The organism is Prevotella veroralis (assembly GCF_018127765.1).
In the GTDB taxonomy this organism is placed as follows: domain Bacteria; phylum Bacteroidota; class Bacteroidia; order Bacteroidales; family Bacteroidaceae; genus Prevotella; species Prevotella veroralis.
Map to the genome: position 1 here is coordinate 372,958 of NZ_CP072331.1, position 20,414 is coordinate 393,371.

The window sequence follows — 20,414 nt, forward strand, 5'->3', positions numbered from 1 at the left end:
TAATGTAGGATGAGATACAAGGGGTTAAGACCTATACCTCATAACAAGAAAGGATTTTTTACGAAGAGAAGTTAGTGCTAACCACACTTCTCAAGAACTTGTATTCAGGTATAGTTCTTAACTCCTTAATAGGCTAATCCTATTTAGCTTTTGCGCTCGTAGATGCTGGCATGACCTCACGTAAGAATGGATCTTTCATCGACAAAAGGCTTCCGACAAATGTATCGGCACTGAAAGTTGCACCCGTAGCAGCGGCAAAGAGGAACGAATCAAGGCGGTAGCCATTTGCTTCATTACCATCAAGATTACAATTCATCTCACCTGTTTTTGCAGCAAAGAAGCTACCAGAGAAGATTCCGCTATCATCACTTACGATTGACTTTCCACCTCCCTTTGTGCTATACATCAATAGGAACACATTCGCAGTCATACTTGTTCCATCGCCTTTAATATCTCCTGTAAAGGTACCGACATTGTTCGCAGACTTTAAAGAGAGCTTTAGGTTTGCCTCATCAAACGTCACAGGAATCTTCCAATCGAAGCCTGCACTAGTACTACTAACATGCAGGAAGAGCTTACCAGACTCTTGCACAAAGCTTGCAGGGAACTCTATACCACGTTGCTGACCATTAGCTTCGAAAGTACCTACCAATAGATATGACTTGTCAATGATGTCTGCTAACGTACCTTGGGTCACTACGATGGAATTACTAACATTGCCGCTACTGTAATTAATCCTAGCTGTTCGAACGCGCCCTGTGGTGTTTTGCGTATATTTCACCGTGAATTTGTCATCATCATAACTTGCAGTAAGCCAATCAGCAGTCGTAGATATATCAAGAGTATTCGAATGTTCAAGACTGTATTGCTTCTCTCCTGCTTGGTCACCAACCACAATGGAAGGATCAGTCTGCAATGAGAAGACTAACCCAGTCTGCTGAACTGTGAGCTGCGTAGAATCCTTACCACTCTTAATAGTAAGTCTGGTAGAACGCCCATTAGCATTTTCATTAGGCTGTGCAACCACTTTCACGGTCTTTCCTTCAACCGTTGCAACCGCCCATGAACTATTCAGTGTAGCTGTAATAGCCCCTGGAGCTGATACTTCTACGCTCCCCTCACCACCTTTAGCACCGAAGAGAACATTTGCTTTCAGCACCTTCACTTGAGATTCCATTACATAGGGATTCTCTGTATCATCGCTGCAACCGACCATAACAAACGTGGTGATAAGCAGCATAAGCATAGAATATAAATTCTTCATCGTCTGTTTGTTATTATAAAGTCGGGGTAACCTCACTGCGAAGTGTAATATTTTACACCCACAGCAAGGCTACTCCGAGAATATTAAATGTGTACTATTACTTAGTTCTTAACTATCTTCAACTTCTTAAACTCTTCATAGTTGCCAAGGTAATTAGCTTTACTCCTACCCTCACCTTTGAATGCTGCCATCCAAATAGCTTCTACTGAACCACCTGATGAAGATGTTCCTGTGAGAGAACTGGAGGTTTCGTAAGTGTTAGAAGCATTCTTGGCATAACTCAATGGGAAGCTACAAGTGAACTTACCATTGTAACCTGACCATTCATTACCTGCATAGAAGAAGATGTTGTAGAAGTACCATGTATCGCCACTAGACATCAAAGCCTTTCCTATAAGCTGTCCGCTTTCCATGTTTAGGGCAAGTTTCTCAGCATCCCAAGTCAACTCTATGGTAACAGGTACACCATTGGTCGTCCACTTCATGAGTATCTTTCCATCTGTCTCACGGCTTATTGTCGCTGGAGTAGTTTGTGCGGCATTATAGAAGTCATTGAAGTATAGGGTGTAATTACCCGCCACGTCTTTATCAAAGTCAGCCTGTGTGACAGTGATAGTAGACACTCCATCAGCGGTTTTCACCTTGATGACAGCCTTTTGGATGTGCCCAGAAGTATTGGCAGGAGCCGTTACCTTTATACCAGTAGAGGTCTGCGTAACCGTCAGCCATTCGGAACCTTCAGAGGTAGAAACCGACTGGATGTCATCGCCAACATAGAGTTCTTTCTCGAAGGCATCGTCGTTCTTGAACAGTTTAGAGATGAATCCGTGTAGCACGATATTGGCATCTTCCTTTGCAGTAAGCGTGTTTGCCTCTGCATCAAAGGTCATTTCGGTTACTTTCACACCATTAATATCCAATGGCTTATAGAACCGGATGCCCTTATCAGTAAGTGTGTAAGCCACCTTACTGGCTACTACTTCACCACCAACGGACAAGTTTAATCTGTGACCAGAGAACTTTATCACGACCTTTTTATCACCGACTTTGCCCTTTCCTTCGGTCATCTTGAAGGTAGATTTAATCTTTTTAACGCCCGTGAGATACTCCGTCATGCTCTTATCGGTCAACTTACGGAAGTACATCACATTCTGGTTACGCTTCCCGTGTACCACTACTAAGTCGCTGGCAATACTATCAATGACAAATTCAAAGTCTCCACCGAAAGCCGTAGTATGATCAGAAGAAGGTGTAGCAAGGAAGTGCATCAACTCATTATATGAGTCGAACGTGAGTACAGGACCGTTATCTGATGTGGTCTTATATAAAGATGTGATTACATCAGAGGGATTTTTAGCCAACTCACTACCTACAGTAACCTTTTCTGTATCGAACTTCATCGTGAAAGCAAAGCCTCCATACTTCTGCGTTTTATCGGGGTATACGTCCATCACCCAGCCTTTCTCGGAGCTTGCCAGCACCTCTCTCGCTTTATCAAGATATTTCTGCATGCGTGCAGATGACGAATCAGGGAACACATCCTCTTGGTCTTTCAGGCACGACTGAAGCATCAGTGCCGGAAGAAGGAGCAATAAATATGCTAATAACTTATTGATCTTCATAATCTTCAAAACTATTAATGATTAACGGTAAGGTCGGTCAGATTCACTCTGCCAGCCACTATATCATCCTCACGTTGGAGCACTGTATCACGCAACTTATCAAGGTCTATCTTCCATTGGGTCTTCATGTACGACCGAACAATGTCCAGTTTCTGTTGGATGAGCTTAGCCCCATCGGTTCCAGCCTCCGTCATCCACGCATCCCATTGGGTCTTTGGATTAGTGATATAGATAGATAACATCTCTGCGAAGTCCTCCACATGTGAATGCTGCGCATAGGCTGAGATGAAGCCATGCTTTAGGTAATAAGGCTTTCCTCCATACGGAGCTTGACTCCAAGCATCGGACACGTATCCATCACCCGTGATGAGTTTGAAGTTTGCAGGATAGTCCTTTGTCTGATTCATGATGTGCGTGAACTCATGATGAATCGTCTTCAAGTAATACGTGTTGAGCTCTTCTCGACTCGTCAAGAACTCATCTAAATGGTTAGTACCAGCCAGAAAGATTTTCTTTCCACCCTCGGCAGTACCTAAGATCATCGTTCCATTGCTCTTATACTCGAAGTCTCCAACAGCATAGAACATCTTTGGAAAGTAAGCACGAGTGAAGTTCACGCCTGCCACTTGATCGTAAGCCTCCAAGCAAGAATACTTCACGATATGTGCCAATTTGACCGCATCTTCCACCTTTGCAGGTATGTTGAAATAGTTCATATCAGTCTCGTTATCCTTGTAACGATAGAGGAACTCAATATTATAAGGTGCTACGAAATTGGCATCCAACCACTTGTCAAACTCGCTATTGCCAGTTTCATCAGGCTGAATAACACTGGTGCTGTCCAGTTTATCCTCACTACAAGCAGTGAAAGTCATGCCTGCCATTGCCAGCAATAAGCTATATATAAAGTATTTATTCATAACTATGTCTTATTTAAATAACCAACATTATTACTTCTTCGGAGCCCTGATGAGCTGCTTCGAGAGGTCTATATCCGTTGTTACATTACCAGAGAATTTATCCCAAGGACCAGCTGGTGCAACCACAGTTGAGCTCTCCCCGTTACGTGGGTTAGGCTGAACTCCGGCGTTACGCTGCGGTAGAGGAATCTGAACGGCACGACGTGGATCGTCCTTCTTCAGCACATCCAAGACCTTACTTGGCTGACCGCTGGCATCCATCTCACGGCGTGGAATCTCAATACCATAGCGTTTGATGTCCCACCAACGCTTACCTTCTTGTACAGTCTCAATGCGTCGGAAGCCTAATACACATTGTAACATCGTCTCCTGTACAGAGCCTTCTGCATCAATATCAAAGGCTGGGTGGAGGTGTTTCTTTACTGTTGACTGCAAGTGATCAGCATCATCATAACAGTAATTGACGCCGTTATAGAAGTTTTGAATCAGTGTTGGAGTCAACGTAACAGTAGTATTTACGATGTTGTGCATCCATGCGTTGAGGTCTTCGCAAGCCTTGTCATACTGCTTCTTCATTATGAGTGCCTCTGCTCTACTAAGCAAGACTTCATCCGTAGTAAACAATGGCAAGGTCAGACGACGGTATCCCGTCTGTGCCACAGGGTCGATATATTGGAACTTGTAAGCCATCTTATTAAAGAGACAAATATCGAAGTTCGCACCCGCCATATTAACTGGTCGCTTGTAATAACCGCCTGATCCCCATACATTGTTAGCCAAGATGTCCTCGTTGGCACCGAGGAATCGACCATGAGAATAGCGCTTGTAAACAACGTATGCACCGAGGTAGATACCTGAAGAAGAGTAGAAGTCGGAGAACATAAGGTTACATCCTAAGTCTGCACTGATATAATGATCAATCAATGCATAATTATCATCTGCCATGCTTCCGAGTACTGACCAGTCACGCAGCGGACCATTTTGACCACCCAAACAGAGGTCGGCATACTTGATAGCCTCATCCCATTTCTCATAGAAGAGATAGAACCGAGTGGCAAAAGCATAAGCCGCTTTCACGTTGAAGTGATACTTAGGCACCTTATAGTTATCGCCTACTAATGGCAAAGCCTCCTGTAAGTCCTTATCAATCTGTTCGTAGACAGCAGCCACAGAAGCACGTTGATACTTAGCAGCAATCTTCTCCACCTTTGTCGACAAAGGTACTCCTGGATCTTTTGCGCTCGTCTTTGTGTTGTAAGCAAGACCAAACTCATTGACCAAGATAAAGTGTGCATAAGCTCTACATAGCAATGCCTCCGCCTTCAGCTGTTGTGCCTTTTCATCCGAAAACTTATACTCTTTGAGTGATTCGAGCACCTGATTAGCATTCGCAATACACAAGTAACATGACGACCAAAGGCGTGTCGGTGCCTCATTCGCAGACTCGGTAACATCCTTCCAGAAGTATATCTGGTCACCCAAACGCTCTCCGTTAGGATTCTCTGCACCATAGTAATCAGCATTATCCGACATCAGTTCGTTCACAAGAGCGTATTCGTTAGAAGGATAGGAACTTGTCAGAAGGTCTGACATCTTATCCTCTGTATCAAGAACAGTACGGTTATCCGGCATTGTATCAAGGTAATCATCGCAAGAAGAAAGCGTAGTTACAGATACTGCAGTAGCCAGAACCGATAGGAAAATATATTTCTTTTTCATATTATAAATATCTATCTATTATGAGAATACAGTTTCTTATTGTCTCTCTTAAAGTCCTAATCTCAGCGTCAAAGTAAACTGCTTTGGTGTAGGAACAGCCACACCACCAGTATTGAAGAACTCCGGATCCTGTCCGTTGAGCTTCTTATCGGCATAAATCAAGAAGAGATTGGTTGCCTGAAGTTTCATTGCAAGTGTGTTAACACCCAATATCTTCACGATAGACTTAGGGAAGTCGTAACCCAAAGAGATCTCTTTCATACGAATGAAGTCGCCCTTTGCCACACGAACATCCGAATAGTTATATGCGCTGTAAGCATACTTTAGATTAGAATCATTGAAGTTCTGACGGCGAGAAGCTATAACAGGAACGTTCGTTGTCTTCTCATTTCCGGGTACAACCCATCGGTTACGGAACTCCTTAGTCATGGATGTCAGGTCGTCATACTCATTGCTGAAAATATCGTCCAAACGGATGACATTGCCGAAAGAGTAAGTTACGAAGATGTTCAGCGAGAAGTTCTTGTAACGGAAGGAGTTACCCAATGAACCCGTAATAGTAGGGTCGATAGGACCTTCATACTTGAGGAACTTTGTCTTCTCTTTGTCGCGTTCTTGGAAGTAGATGCCCGTTGTGGTAATATTACCATTCTGATCGAGGAACGTTGGGAGTCCTTCTTTATTCAAACCACGGAACGGGATAGAGAACATTGAGCGTACTGGATAACCCACGAGTGGGAAACCTGTACCCTTCACAAGGTCTAAGATACGTGCTGGAGAGTAAAGGTCAGTAATCTTATTCTTGGCATGTGAGAAGATAAGGTCACTGTTCCAAGAGAAGTTCTTACGCTTGATATTCTGTGTAGAAAGCGTGAACTCCAAACCATGTGATCGCATAGAAGCAACGTTGGCACGCATGAACTCACCATACAACTGGCTATTGAAGTAACCAATAAGGTCATAGTTATTACGCCAGTAAGCATCTATACTGAAGTTAATGCGATTGCTCAAGAAACCTAAGTCAGCACCGATGTTGAACTCATGCTTCTTCTCGTAAGTAAGATCGGGGTTACCCATTGTCATGCTCATACCCGTTTCTGACAAACTTGCAAACGGACGCCAAGGCGTTGAACTACGATAAATTGGGAGCGCATTGGTTACATTTGGACGGTCACCCGTTAGTGAGTAACTCAAGCGCAAAGTAGCATGTGTGAGTGCATCCTTAAATGTATTGGCAAACCAACTCTCCTCATGTGCATTCCAAGCGGTTGATATGTTCCATGTAGGAAGCCAACGGGCAGAACGTGCCTTACCTAAGTAGTTGGTTCCTTCATAGCGTACCGTACCAGTCACCTGATAGCGATGTGCAAAAGAGTAAGTGGCTGTTCCGAAGAAAGCAGCACTACGATAATGAGTGTTATTCATCCAAAAGTAATCCGACTTCTCCTCCTGTCCTTTCTTGAAGACTTGGTATGCGTAGAGTGGAATCTCACCTTTCGTGTATTGCAGACCCCAGCCACGGAACCATGTAGAATGGCGGTTGGTATAGTTTGTTTCCATACCACCATAGACGTTAACGATGTGCTTCTCTGCAAATACATCATTATAAGAAACAGAAAGACGGGTGTCCCAACCGAACGAGCTATTGTCTGTTCTCTCATAGATACCGCCATAAGGAAGAACCGTAATAGGCAAGTCGTAGATGTGATCAGGGTCTTTGTACAAGAATGGGTTAGTCTTGCGAATGGTTGATGTACCCATCTCACGATAAGCAAGCGCTTGATTTGAATTATCAAGAATATTATGCTCCTGCGATGTAGCAGCTGACTTCACAGCAGCCAAGAAAGTGAACTTCAACTTGCTCGTAGGCTTATAATCAATGCTACCAGAGATACGGAAGTCGTTCACTGCCAAGTCCATATAGTTATTCTCAAGCTCACTGAAGATATTAAACGGTGCATAACTACGTGTGTAGAAAGTGTGTGGATCCAATGCACGGGATGTATTCAGCGCATAAGAATAAGGGTTGATGTCGAAGTCACGCTTTACTGCTCCAGTTACTGGATCAGTATCTGAACTCAACGTTCCCGGAGCCTTCTGCTTACGATAAGAAGCGTTGCCAATGAGATTGACAGAGAGCTTCTTACTTATATTATGTGTAAAGTTGAGGTTTGCGGTGTAACGTTGAACCCTACTGTCAAGCGTCCATCCTGGGTCGAACATTGCTGACAAAGAACCATAGTATTGGCTCTTATCCGTACCACCGGACACACTTACAGAGTGATTGTGCATGATGGCATTAGAGAAGAGTTCGTCAAACCAGTTCGTATTGCGGTACTCTGCATCACGAAGATACGCCAGTTTCGCAGCTTCCGTATTAGGAAGTCCGAACTGCCCCTTATCTGGGTCGTATTGAGTTATCAGTTGATACATCTTTCCGTAGATACCGCTATTGGCTGCATTAGCCGTCTCTGCATAGTTAAGATAGCCCTTTTGCTGCAATTCCTGATAGATCGCCATCTGGTCTTGAGAGTTCATTATGTTGAAATTGCGGTAACTTGGCTTCAGTCGCAAGGTGTATTCTCCAGTGTAATTGATGTGTGCTTGACCTGCACGACCCTTCTTTGTCGTTACAACAATCACACCCGCCATCGCGCGCGCACCATATATAGAGGTGGCAGAACCATCCTTCAGGATCTGAAAACTCTCTATATCGTCAGAGTTCAAACCCGCAATAGCTGAAGAGATAAGGGTGTTAGCATCACCTGAAGAGAGTTCATCAGCCGATACATCGACCACATCTTCCATGATGACACCGTCTACAACCCATAGAGGCTTTGATGATCCGAAGATAGAAGTAGCACCACGCACACGAATCTTAGGTGCTGTACCAAAGGTTCCCGACACGTTTTGAACGCTCACACCGGCTGCTCGTCCTTCCAAAGAACGGCTCACATCCGCCATACCGTCTATCTTTGCTTTCGATGCATCAATCTTTGTTGCCGCACCAGAGAACAATCTCTTGTCCTGTTGGGTCATACCAGTTACGACCACTTCATTTAGAGTGTGATTGTCGTTAGAAAGCACAACCCTCATCCCAGCCTTCGGACTCAAGGTTTGTGTAACCATACCAATGTAACTCACAACAAGTTTCTTTCCTGCAGGAACATCAAGTGAGAACTTACCGTCAATGTCGGTAACTGTACCCATCGTCGTGCCCTGTACCATGACAGAAGCACCTATGATGGGATCACCATCGTCCTGAGAAACAACAGTACCCGTAATCTTCGTTTGTCCGAAAGCTGTACCAATCGACAGCAAGAGAGCAAACAAGAACAGTGCTAATCTTTTCTCCATAGATCTCGTTTTTGATTTAACTTGAATTGAAATAGTGATATTATACTATTAAATACACCGCTCAGCAATAATGCTTCGCATAGTTATTTTAAGTATAGAATTAGGTCTCTTTTTTTGTGACTTTTGCCACTTTTTAATGTTATTAGTAACTAATTATCATATTTTGAAGCCTATCATACATTGTTAACAGGCTCGATGACAAATTTAGGGAATATTTAGAATAAAAGCAAGCAATTGATATAAAAAATTCATTTAGCCCTCAATTTTATTGTATCTAATGTTATTTATAATCTAAAAATACGTATCTTATGCAACTAAAAAGCATCTTTCTGTTTAAAAAATGTAAATAAAACACGCATTAAAGAGGCTCTTGTGTAATTCAAAATGCATAATTCATAATTCAAAATTAAAGCCTCCCCAAGCCCCTCCGAAGGAGGGGATGTCCTCCCCAAAGGTCTTGCTTAACTTCTAAAGTGTGGTTGGTATGAGTGGACGAGTGGACTGGTTAACAAGTAAACGAGCTGTTTGTTCTGTTGGAAAAGCAGCCTCACCCCCGTCCCCTCTCCGAATGGAGAGGGGCGTAAACGGAGTGGTTTGCATACGAAGTGGTGTATAGTCGGGGTGTAGCGAGGCTATGCCTCGTTAGCTGGAACAGCAGAACTAAAAACAAAGAGACGCCTTCTTCGCTTTGAAGAGGGCGTTCCGTCGCATCGAAGAGAGGCTTCCTTCATATCGAAGAAACGCCCTCTTTGTTTGTAAATAATACTATCTAACAACAGTACAAGTAACTCGTTTACTTGTCAACTATCAACTCGTCCACTCTACCTAATCATAATTTTGAATTGTGAACTTTGAATTTTGAATTATTTTCTATACCTTTGCGAAGTTAAAGAAAGGGCGAGGTAGCCCTTAGAAATCAATGGAGACCATAAGTGGTTATCAATTATGAAGAAAGTATTTGCAGCTTTTGCAATGATAACGGTTATGTCTTTAACGGGCGTAACCATCGTGTCAGCACAAACGAAAAGTAATCAAACTCCAGCAGTAACAGCCGTTGCGTCAGCCGATACTCTATCGGATGATGCTCTCAACGATACGGGTGTTGCCGATACCAGTAAGGTGCAGTCTGCGACCCAGCCAATGGGTTTCCACCAGTCGTTGAAACGTAAGTTTATTGAGGGAAATGCGGGCTTCATGTCGCTTGTGGCACTATCATTAGTATTAGGATTAGCCTTTTGCATTGAGCGAATCATCTATCTGAGTCTGTCAGAGATAGACGCTAAACGCTTCGTTGGTAAGTTAGAGAATATGATTGAGGCAGGCGATATTGAGGGGGCAAAAACACTAAGTCGTGACACGCGCGGCCCCGTTGCTTCAATCTGTTATCAGGGTTTGCTTCGCATTGACGATTCGATTGATAACATCGAACGGAGCGTTACCTCATACGGTAGCGTACAAAGTGCTAACCTTGAAAAGGGCTGTTCATGGATTACGCTCTTCATCGCTATGGCACCGTCACTGGGCTTCCTTGGAACCGTGATTGGTATGGTGATGGCATTCGATCAGATACAGGAAGCGGGCGACATCAGCCCTACGATTGTTGCAGCAGGTATGAAGGTAGCGTTGATCACCACGATTTTTGGTATCATCGTAGCCCTTGTTTTGCAGGTTTTTTATAACTATATTCTATCGAAGATAGAGCACATCACGGCGCAAATGGAGGAATCGGCAATCTCCTTATTAGACGCTATTATGAAGTATAAACTCAAGAGATAGCGGGCGAACGGAGGCTTGTTTCAATTCAAAATTCATAATTCAAAATTCATAATTATGATTACTTTCAATTGCTGAAAGCATCTATCTATAATTGAGAATGATGGTTTATGAGTTAGGAATCAGGACTTATCATAATTCTGAATCGTGAACTTTGAATTGTGAATTGACGCTTATCATAATTTTGAATGATGAACTTTGAATTGTGAATTAATGCTTATCATAATTTTGAATGATGAACTTTGAATTGTGAATTAATGCTTATCATAATTTTGAATGATGAACTTTGAATTGTGAATTAATGCTCATCATAATTTTGAATTGTGAACTTTGAATTTTGAATTAACTATATGAAGAAGAAGATAAAAGGTATAACTAAGATGGATGAGGAGCGTATTTCGCAACGAATCCTCTACGTGATAGTCGCGTTAATAGCCGTTGTCTTCATGGCATTCTACCTATTTGGATTCAACGAACCATTGGCAAGTGACCCTGCATTTAATGCTCCTTTGCTCACCGATGTGCTGATCGGTTTCATGTGGTTCTTGCTCGTTGTTGCTGTTGTTGCAGCGTTAGTAGCAATGGTGAAAGGGCTGCGCACGAGCAATCAAGAGGAGGGATTGAGCAATGGAATACCGTCTCGGAAGATTGCATATATTACTTACGGGGTAACGATTCTACTCCTTGTTCTGTCTTTCGCATTGGGATCTTCGAAAGCAATGATGGTCAACGGAGCACACTTCACAGATGCTTTTTGGTTGCGTGTGACCGATATGTTCGTCAATACCTCATTGTCACTTCTGGTCATAGCAGCTGGTGTTGTGATCTTTGGAGCAACCCGTTATTATAGAAAGGAACACCAGAAATGATGCGATTTAGGCGTGAAAAGAAACGCACAGTACCGAGCTTGAACACTACATCAACAGCCGACATCTCATTCATGTTGTTGATCCTCTTCCTCGTAGCCTCATCTATGGACCTCGACAAGGGAATCTCCCGTCAGTTACCACCGATGGATAAGACGCAGAAACAGGCAACTGCCATTGATGGGAAGAAACTGATGCGTATTGCGATAGAGGACGATAATAAGGTGCAGTTGGAGGGTAAGGCTATTGCCGTGGGGACGCTCCATCAGCGTGTACAACAGTTTGTTGAGACGAACGGAAAGGCGCACATGATACAACTGCAGACCTCCCGTAAGGCTTCGTATGACGTCTATGTGCAGGTGCAAAACCAGTTAGTTGAAGCTTATAATACCCTTCGCAATGCTCGTTCGGAGGAGTTATTTGGAAAGGAATTTGAGCTTTGTAGTCATGAACAACAGGCTCAAATCATGGACGAGATACCGCTAAGAATATCCGAAGTATATGCTATTCCTGCAACAGGAAAAGCCGGGAAAGGAGGTACGGAATGAGACTTTACAGACGTCGTAACCACGATATTCCAGCATTGAACACCGCTTCTTTGCCTGATCTTATCTTCTCCATCCTCTTCTTCTTCATGTTAGTTGTACACATGCGAAAGGCTACTGTGCACGTAAAATACCAAGTGCCATCGGCTACGGAACTGTCCCGACTGGACAATAAGTCGCTCGTTCAACATATATATATAGGTCGACCGATGGACGGAACAGGCAAGGTAACAAGCCAAACACCCGTTGTGCAGATGAATGATAAGGTCACCAACATTCCCGAGATACGCAATTATCTCATCCATCTATCCGCCTCCATGCCTCCAGAACAGCGCAAGCAGTTAAGCGTGAGCATAAAGGCTGACCGTCACGTAGACATGGGTTTGATCATTGACCTTAAACAAGCTCTGCGTGAAGCAAACATCCTCAACGTTAATTTCTCAGCCACTATGAGCCATAAAAAAGGGTAGGAATAATCACTGTTAGTTGTGGATTATTACGAAAGAAGACTTTTTTCTTTGCGGATTAAAGGCTTTTTTGTATCTTTGCAGATAAATAAATAGTTTATTCAGAATGGCACATAGAAGTTTAGACAGGCTTGACAAGAAGATATTGCACTTAATATCTGAGGATGCACGAATCCCTTTCCTTGAGGTCGCCCGTGCGTGTAATGTGAGTGGAGCAGCTATCCATCAACGTATTCAGAAGTTAACAAACTTAGGTGTACTAAAGGGTTCGCAATTTGTTATCGACCCAGAGCGTATAGGCTACGAAACCTGCGCTTTCATCGGTCTTAACCTAAAGAATCCAGAGAAGTTCGACGATGTTGTCGATGCTTTAAAGCAGATTCCAGAGATCGTGGAGTGCCACTATACAACTGGTGAATACGACCTCTTCTTAAAGATGTACGCACATAATAACCATCATCTGATGTCTATCATCCATGACAAACTCATGCCCCTTGGTCTGTCACGTAGCGAGAGTTCTATCTCTTACAATGCCGTTATCGACCGCGCCCTACCTATCGAAGGGATGAAGGTAGCCGATACAATGTTGCTTGATGATGATAACGATGATGACGAGTAAGTAATCACAATCAATCTGAATATTAATATCAAACAGGAATACACAGCATGTGTATCCCTGTTTTTGGTATATAGAGAGAACACCTCCTAAGTTTTCCGAAAACCCCACCCAGCCTCCCCCAAGGGGAGGAGTGCCTAACGGAAGTTAGTTAGGGGAGGCTTTTCTTTAATTCAAAATTCAAAGTTCATAATTCAAAATTATGATTACTTTGAGTTGACGAGGTGACTGGTTGACAAGTAAACGAGTTGTTTTTTCTGTGGGAAATGGTACTATCTACTCCCCTCTCCATTCGGAGAGGGGGCGGAGGTGAGGCTTCTTTAAGGTCGGATAAGGCTCCTGTTCTATGCATTTTATAGTTTCCCTATCCTGTAGGTTGGTTCTTCTTTTTGACAACAAAGGTAATGAATCAACCTTACTCCCTAAAGGGAGATTATACCCTGTTTAAGTTTCTTGCTGCAAACTTAGAGTCTACTCTGTCGCTTCTAACCCCTTACTCTGTCCAATGGTTCCTCTATTTTCAAACATAAACGTGCTATTATATATTTATATAAATGGCGACAAAAAAGTGTAAAGTTTAATTCTTTTCAACAAACTCCATATCTGTCGCATAACAGGGGAGGCTTTGTTCTATAAAACCTTACTAATCTGTCGCATATAAATGCAGATCTTTGATAACATGATAGTTATACAAGTCCATTATTAAAGACAAACACCTTTAAAAGAGAAGAAAGTAGATCGAAATCAAGGGAAAAGTTCTAAATAATCAAGAAAACGTAAAGAAAAAGGAAAGAAAAGCACTTCAACCTACTAATTTGTCGCACTCTTCTTCCCTTTCTGTCGCTTTCGTTTAAAATAAGTTCCCATTTTGTCGCAGAGAGTCTACCTATTTGTCGGCTCGAAGTTCCCCTCTGGTCGGTCGAAACTTACTATTTTGTCGGCAGTTAGCAGTGTAAGCCTTTAATTATCAAGATGATACAGAGCCGGAATAAAGTCTAATAATTTGATTACTAATGATGGTCTATGCCGAGACTAAAGAGTGTGGGAACAGTCCCATCTGATCCCCCAGAAAGTTTTCCCCCGCCCCTCAGAAAGAAAGAAAAACGACCTTCCCCCAGCCCTTCTACAGCCTCACCCCCGGAGGGTGTGTCAAAATAGCCACACACTCTTTTTTATGCACAAAGCCCCGACTTTCTCAAGCCAGGGCTTTGCTATTTCCTAAAGTTTTTGTACCTTTAGGCATACAAAAAAATCTCATTATGACAAATGTACACTTTCGTTCTTACATACACAAGAAAATGATTCTTTTTCCTCAAAGAATCGATAAGGACATCGCAGAAGATGATCCTGTTCGTCTTTTAGACGCCTTGGTGGATAATCTTATGTTGGATAATGTCTACAAGCTTTATAAGCCCAGTGGTCGCAAGCCTTATCATCCACAAATGATGCTCAAGGTTATTCTTTACGCCTATATGAATAATATCTATTCCTGCCGTCGTATAGAGTCGCTTCTCAAGCGTGACATTCATTTCATCTATCTGGCAGGATATGAGCAGCCTGATTTTATTACCATCAATCGTTTTCGTAATCGTGTGAAAAAGGAAATCAACAATATCTTCACACAAGTGGTATTAGTACTTGCAGCCAAAGGTTTGATAAGTCTTGACGTTGAATATATTGACGGCACAAAAATAGAATCGAAAGCCAACAAGTATACCTTCGTTTGGAAGAGAACCGTGGAAAAGAACCGCGCCAAGTTGCAGGAACAAATACGCACACTCTTGCTTCAGGTTGATGATGTCATAGCGCAGGACAATGCCGCTAAGACAGAAGGTGTCGAGTTTACTGCAGCTCTGCTCGATGAGATATCCGAGGAATTGAACAAGTCTTTGGAATCATCCCCTGAGCCTAAGACAAAAGAAGAGAAGCAGGCTGTTAGAACCAAGAAAAAACAGCTTAAAGAGCTTGAGAAGAAACGTAATAAACTCCAAGAGTATGACCAACACCTTGAGATTATGGGGGAGAGAAACTCCTACAGCAAGACCGACCTTGATGCTACGTTTATGCACATGAAGGAGGATGCTATGCGGAACGGACAGACTAAGCCTGGATATAATCTGCAGATAGCAACTGAGAACCAGTTTATCATCGACTTTGCACTCTATGCTAACCGTACAGATACGCTTACACTTCCTTCTTTCTTGGAGTCCTTCAACTCACGTTACCATCGTTATGCCAAGACAGTCGTAGCCGATTCAGGGTATGGCTCCGAGGAGAACTATCTGTTCATGGACGTACATAATATGGAAGCCTATGTGAAGTATAACTACTTCCATAAAGAGCAGCATCCACGCTATACACCTAACCCATTCTGTCCTGCAAGCCTTTATTATAATAAGGAACAGGATTTCTACGTCTGCCCTATGGGACAGCATATGAAGCGTATAGGCATGAAGCGTTCCCTAACCTCTAATGGATTCGTTACTTACAGTGTACGTTATCAGGCAGAACGCTGTGATGGTTGTCCGTTGAGAGGCTCATGTTTTAAGGCAAGAGGGAACAGAATTATAGAAGTAAACCACCAACTACAGTACTATAAACAAAAGGCACGGGAACTACTGACCTCGGAAGAAGGCATCAAGCATCGAGGACGAAGGTGCATAGAACCTGAAGCTGTTTTTGGACAAACAAAATATAATAAAGTCTACAAGAGATTTAGGCATTTGGGAAAAGACAAGGTCAATATGGACTTTGCCTTCTTTGCTATTGCCTTTAACATAGGAAAAATGTGCAAAAAAAATAATCTCAAGGAGCTAAAAGCTATTATGGAGGTACTTTTAGTCACCTTCAGATGCTCTATAGAAGTTTATATAAGCTATTGGAAGCCCAACAAATCATTTTATATGAAATTAGCGGCATAGCTGCAGTAAATAACGAATTATGCGGTAGATGAAGTAAAGAGGAGTAGAAAAGAGGATGTGTCCATTTTGACACACCCTCTTGGGGGTGAGGCTTCATCTCTGTTTAACGAAGGCGTCTCTTTGTTTCTGCTCTTTTGCTCTTTGCGAACGAAACTCTACCTCGATACACTGAAACTATATTACACGAGCATTCCAGCAAACCCTTATTTCAAACAGAACTAATCACAATTTTGAATTATGAACTTTGAATTTTGAATTGCAGTAAGTCCCTCTCGTTGATTGAAGAATCTGCTTCACAGTAGGGACAGACGCCCTCGTCTGTCCGCATAGAGGAAGCTGCTTGTAATGTAAGGTGGACTGTTGGAGCGGACAGACGAGGGCGTCTGTCCCTACATTGTGGCATCCCTTTGGATAGAAGTAACCATCCAAATAGGTTGTAGTTAGGAACTCCTCCCCTTAGGGGAGGCTGGGAGGGGTTTCCAGACGAGGGCATCTGTCCCTACTTTGTGGCACGTTCTTGCTTTTAGTCCTGCTGTTCCAGCTAACGAAGTACTGCCTCGTTACACACCGCACGACCCTCATTCGTAAAAGAAAATACACATACTAATATAGATAAAAAAGCCCATTATAAAGAAAAAAGAAGTCCATTTATAGACGTCTATATCATGCTTTTTACGAACAATAAAGTGTTTAGATTTTTCATAATAAACACTCCGTTGTTCTTTACCAGTACTCTCCTCTGATCTGCTCCACCTTTTTCTCTATTTGTCCTAACATGTCACAATCGCCAAGACAAGGCTCTCATTTCAAAATAAAGGTTAAAGTTTGGGGTGTAGAGGCAAGTTTTCTGCGTAAGTGTATTGGTATTCAAAAGAAAAACACTACCTTTGCATCAAGTTTTTTTAGTGGTTAATTTAGTTTTAGTATTTAAACCTTGGGTGATGTGAATCAGTCAAGGTTTTTTTAGTGTATAGGGTTTTTTCCTCTAAAAAAGAGGCTTATTTACACCCTAATTTATAAACATAATTCGTAAACGATACACTTGTTTTAAATCAAGTACTCGTTTAAGATCTCAATAAAAAAGTATGAAAATGAAATATGTAAATGACGGGGTGCGTCGCCAGGATCGCCTGATGGACGAGGAGCGGGCACTTGAGTTATTAAGAGAAGGTGAATATGGTGTGTTGAGCATGGTGGCTGACAACGCTGGTTATGGCATCCCCGTCAACTTCGTTTGGGATGGTGATCACAGCGTGTATATCCATTGTGCGCCAGCCGGAAGGAAGTTGGAAGCGATTGAAAAGAACCCTAATGTGTCGTTATGCATCATTGGTAACGTCCACTTGTTACCGCGTAACTTCACCACAGAATACGAGAGTGCGATCTTCTTCGGACGGGCTCGTGTACATCTGTCGGACGAAGAGAAGATGCACGCTCTACACCTTCTTATTGATAAATTATCGGCAGACTTCAAGGAAATTGGCGATAAATACGCCCACAAGAGTTTCCATCGTGTGGAGATAATACGCATCGACTTCACCGAATTTAGTGGTAAGAGAAAGAAGGTGCATACGGCAGATTAGAGCCGCCCCAGCCTCCCCAAAGGGGAGGAAAATGCCTCTCCCCTGCCCTATCTACAGCCTCTCCCTCAACCCATCTACAGCCTCTCCCCCGCCCCCTCTCCGAATGGAGAGGGGCGTGAATAGTGCTGTTTGCGTACGAAGGGATGGTGGGTTGGTGTATAACGAGACTGTACCTCGTTAGCTGGAACAGCAGGAGCAAGAACAAGGAGATGCCTTCTTCGCTTTGACGAGGGCGTTTCCTTGCAATGAAAAGGGCGTCTCTTCGATGTGAAGAAACGCCCTCTTTGTTGGCATATGGTACTATCCACTCCCCTCTCCATTCGGAGAGGAGCTGGAAGGTGAGGCTATAACGTAGGGACAGACGCCCTCGTATGGAAACCCCACCCAGCCTCCCCAAAGGGGAGGAGTGCCTAACGGAAGCAAGTGAGGATGGTTCTTCCTATCCAAAAGGATGCCACAAAGTAGGGACAGACGCCCTCGTCTGTCCGCATAAAGCGGGGAAGTTGGTTGCAGATCTGGCGTGCTCTGGCGGACAGACGAGGGCGTCTGTCCCTACAGATTGGCAACTCTTTTAATGGGAGAAGCAGCCTCACCCCCGTCCCCTCTCCGAATGGAGAGGGGAGTAAACGGAGTGGTTTGCATACGAAGTGGTGTATAGTCGGGGTGTAGCGAGGCTATGCCTCGTTAGCTGGAACAGCAGAACTAAAAACAAAGAGACGCCTTCCTCGCTTTGAAGAGGGCGTTCCGTTGCATCGAAGAGAGGCTTCCTTCACATCGAAGAAACGCCCTCTTTGTTTGCTAATAGTAGTATTTACTCCCCTCTCCATTCGGAGAGGGGTTGGGGGTGAGGCTTTTCTTTCCCCTTGGGGGAGGCTGGGTGGGGGTTCCATGTCACTATGTCCTTCTGTCTAAAACATCTGCTACTCCGCACGTGTTCCTATGTTACTCTGTCTTTAAAAACCTGTTACTCTGTCTTAAAAACTTGCTATTCCTGCCTCTGTTCCTATGTTACTCTGTCTTTAATAACTTGTTATTATGTCTTTAAAGACTTATTACTCCTATATAAAAAAAACTTAGGAATCCTCGAAAAAGGATTCCTAAGCGATGAAGTGTTGCGGGTGCAGGACTCGAACATGCGACCTCCAGGTTATGAGCCTGGCGAGCTACCAACTGCTCCAACCCGCGATATTAATCAGAGATAACGACTAATTGAATTAGTCCTAATCCTGAATTGCGTGTGCAAAGGTACTACTTTTTATCCGAACTACCAAATAATATCGAAAAAAATATTACCTTCCTATGGTTTTATTGGTACTTTCCATCATACCATCAGCACTTTTTCTAAATCTTCAAAATGGTCGATCACCTGTTCAGCACCAGCTTTCTCAAGGCTCTCCCGACTCCCGTTTCCATAGCTTACACCGATGGTATGCACCCCAGCATTGCGCCCCATGAGGATATCAAACTCGGTATCACCAACGACAACAGCAGCCTCGGGACGCACACCGAAATGCTCCAGTGTTACTAAAACAGACTCCGCCTCAGGTTTATGCTGCTGTACATCATCCGAGCCAATGACGTACTGGATATATGAACCGAGGGATAGATCGCTGACCAATGAAGCCAGTGTTCGATGGCAACGGCTACTGGCTATCGACAGCTGAATACCCTTTGCATGCAATCGCTTGAGCGTGTCCTTCACACCAGAGAACAGCGTCACAGCACCCTTAACATTCTTCTCGTCGAAGATACGACGGTAGGTATTCTCGCAGGCATCGGCCTCCGCTTCGGTCAAGGTCATTATACTCGTGAAGCACTCGCGCAGCGGGAGTCCAATGGTTGTAGCAAACTGCTCGCGTGTAGGCGACGGCAGTCCGAGTTCGTTAACAGTGGCAAGCATGGTATCAGTAATGAGCTTCTGCGAGTCGCCGAGAGTTCCATCAAAGTCGAAGATCACCAATTCTATTCTTCCTCCCTTGCCTCTTCTGCGTGTCAATCTGCGTTTTAATCGTTTGTAGCCTTCGACCCCGAGGATGGCAGTACCACCATATTGAAACAATTTCGCAATGCCAAAGAACACCGCCCATAACACCGTCTTTGTACTGGTGGAAAGCGGTAGGAGCATCTGAGCAAAGGACAGTATATAGAACGGAACACATACCAGAAGGATGATTGCGCCCGTCCGGAAAGATAGTCCCTGTAGCTTCGTTTTGATAGACATCATAATGTATTGATTCCCTGTTTAGGCTGCAAAGGTAAGCATAAAATCGTTGTTTGAAGACAGAGTAACAGGTTTTTAAAGACAAAGGAACATAGGAACACGGGCGGAGTAGCAGATGTTTTAGACAGAAGACATAGTAACATGGGAACCCCACCCAGCCTCCCCTAAGGGGAAAGAAAAGCCTCACCCCCAACCCCTCTCCGAATGGAGAGGGGAGTAAATTCTACTATTAGCAAACAAAGAGGGCATTCCTTTATTTAAAGAACACGCCAACCTGTAGGGACAGACGCCCTCGTCTGTCCGCCAGAACACAACCAGCGAAAGCCTCCCCAAATCCCTCAAAAGGAGAAGATGTTGCCTGAGGGGATGACACATAGGGGTAAATGGGCGGACAGACGAGGGCGTCTGTCCCTACAGGTTGGCGTTTCCTTGCAATGAAAAGGGCGTTTCTTCGATGTGAAGAAACGCCCTCTTTGTTTGTTAATAGTAGTGTTCACTCCCCTCTCCATTCGGAGAGGGGCTGGGGGTGAGGCTGTAGAG

14 protein-coding genes and 1 tRNA gene are annotated in these 20,414 nt (G+C 43.6%); 8 read left to right on the plus strand and 7 right to left on the minus strand.

Annotated features, from left to right (window positions below; genetic code table 11):
- Nucleotides 1-139: 139 nt before the first annotated feature.
- From J5A55_RS09570 to J5A55_RS09590, 5 genes are all read right to left on the minus strand, one after another.
- The gene (locus J5A55_RS09570) at nt 140-1,264 is read right to left on the minus strand and encodes a BACON domain-containing protein (protein WP_004381618.1); all 1,125 of its coding nucleotides are present in this window, start codon (nt 1,262-1,264) and stop codon (nt 140-142) included.
- Nucleotides 1,265-1,365: 101 nt separating this feature from the next.
- Entirely contained in the window at nt 1,366-2,886 is a 1,521-nt protein-coding gene (locus tag J5A55_RS09575; RefSeq protein ID WP_004381617.1) for a DUF4302 domain-containing protein, read from the minus strand.
- Nucleotides 2,887-2,900: 14 nt separating this feature from the next.
- A complete protein-coding gene (locus J5A55_RS09580; RefSeq protein WP_004381616.1) occupies nt 2,901-3,806 on the minus strand; it encodes a zinc-binding metallopeptidase in 906 nt (301 codons plus the stop codon).
- A gap of 30 nt (nt 3,807-3,836) precedes the next feature.
- Nucleotides 3,837-5,525: a RagB/SusD family nutrient uptake outer membrane protein gene (locus tag J5A55_RS09585; RefSeq protein ID WP_004381615.1), complete on the minus strand. Its 1,689-nt coding sequence runs from the start codon at nt 5,523-5,525 to the stop codon at nt 3,837-3,839.
- 48 nt (nt 5,526-5,573) lie between these two features.
- Entirely contained in the window at nt 5,574-8,882 is a 3,309-nt protein-coding gene (locus J5A55_RS09590) for a SusC/RagA family TonB-linked outer membrane protein (RefSeq protein ID WP_004381614.1), read from the minus strand.
- 945 nt (nt 8,883-9,827) lie between these two features.
- Between J5A55_RS09590 and J5A55_RS09595 the strand changes: the two genes are divergently transcribed.
- From J5A55_RS09595 to J5A55_RS09630, 8 genes are all read left to right on the plus strand, one after another.
- Nucleotides 9,828-10,658, plus strand: coding sequence for a MotA/TolQ/ExbB proton channel family protein (locus tag J5A55_RS09595; RefSeq protein ID WP_004381610.1), 831 nt, complete (start codon nt 9,828-9,830; stop codon nt 10,656-10,658).
- A 347-nt stretch (nt 10,659-11,005) separates the two neighbouring features.
- The gene (locus J5A55_RS09600) at nt 11,006-11,524 is read left to right on the plus strand and encodes a hypothetical protein (RefSeq protein WP_004381609.1); all 519 of its coding nucleotides are present in this window, start codon (nt 11,006-11,008) and stop codon (nt 11,522-11,524) included.
- Entirely contained in the window at nt 11,521-12,069 is a 549-nt protein-coding gene (locus J5A55_RS09605; protein ID WP_004381608.1) for an ExbD/TolR family protein, read from the plus strand. The genes J5A55_RS09600 and J5A55_RS09605 overlap by 4 nt, the downstream gene beginning before the upstream one ends.
- Entirely contained in the window at nt 12,066-12,536 is a 471-nt protein-coding gene (locus J5A55_RS09610) for an ExbD/TolR family protein (protein WP_004381607.1), read from the plus strand. Before J5A55_RS09605 ends, J5A55_RS09610 begins: the two co-directional genes overlap by 4 nt.
- A gap of 103 nt (nt 12,537-12,639) precedes the next feature.
- On the plus strand, nt 12,640-13,152 hold the full coding sequence (locus tag J5A55_RS09615) for an Lrp/AsnC family transcriptional regulator (RefSeq protein WP_004381606.1): 513 nt from the start codon (nt 12,640-12,642) through the stop codon (nt 13,150-13,152).
- A 1,256-nt stretch (nt 13,153-14,408) separates the two neighbouring features.
- Nucleotides 14,409-16,070, plus strand: coding sequence for an IS1182 family transposase (locus tag J5A55_RS09620; RefSeq protein ID WP_211802955.1), 1,662 nt, complete (start codon nt 14,409-14,411; stop codon nt 16,068-16,070).
- Nucleotides 16,071-17,161: 1,091 nt separating this feature from the next.
- Nucleotides 17,162-17,653, plus strand: a complete 492-nt coding sequence (locus J5A55_RS09625; protein WP_199879837.1) for a pyridoxamine 5'-phosphate oxidase family protein — start codon at nt 17,162-17,164, stop codon at nt 17,651-17,653.
- A 371-nt stretch (nt 17,654-18,024) separates the two neighbouring features.
- A complete protein-coding gene (locus J5A55_RS09630; protein WP_004384215.1) occupies nt 18,025-18,228 on the plus strand; it encodes a hypothetical protein in 204 nt (67 codons plus the stop codon).
- A gap of 537 nt (nt 18,229-18,765) precedes the next feature.
- Here the strand turns inward: J5A55_RS09630 and J5A55_RS09635 are convergent.
- A tRNA-Met gene (locus tag J5A55_RS09635) sits at nt 18,766-18,838 on the minus strand.
- Nucleotides 18,839-18,974: 136 nt separating this feature from the next.
- Entirely contained in the window at nt 18,975-19,877 is a 903-nt protein-coding gene (locus J5A55_RS09640) for an HAD family hydrolase (protein ID WP_004384217.1), read from the minus strand.
- Nucleotides 19,878-20,414: the final 537 nt, after the last annotated feature.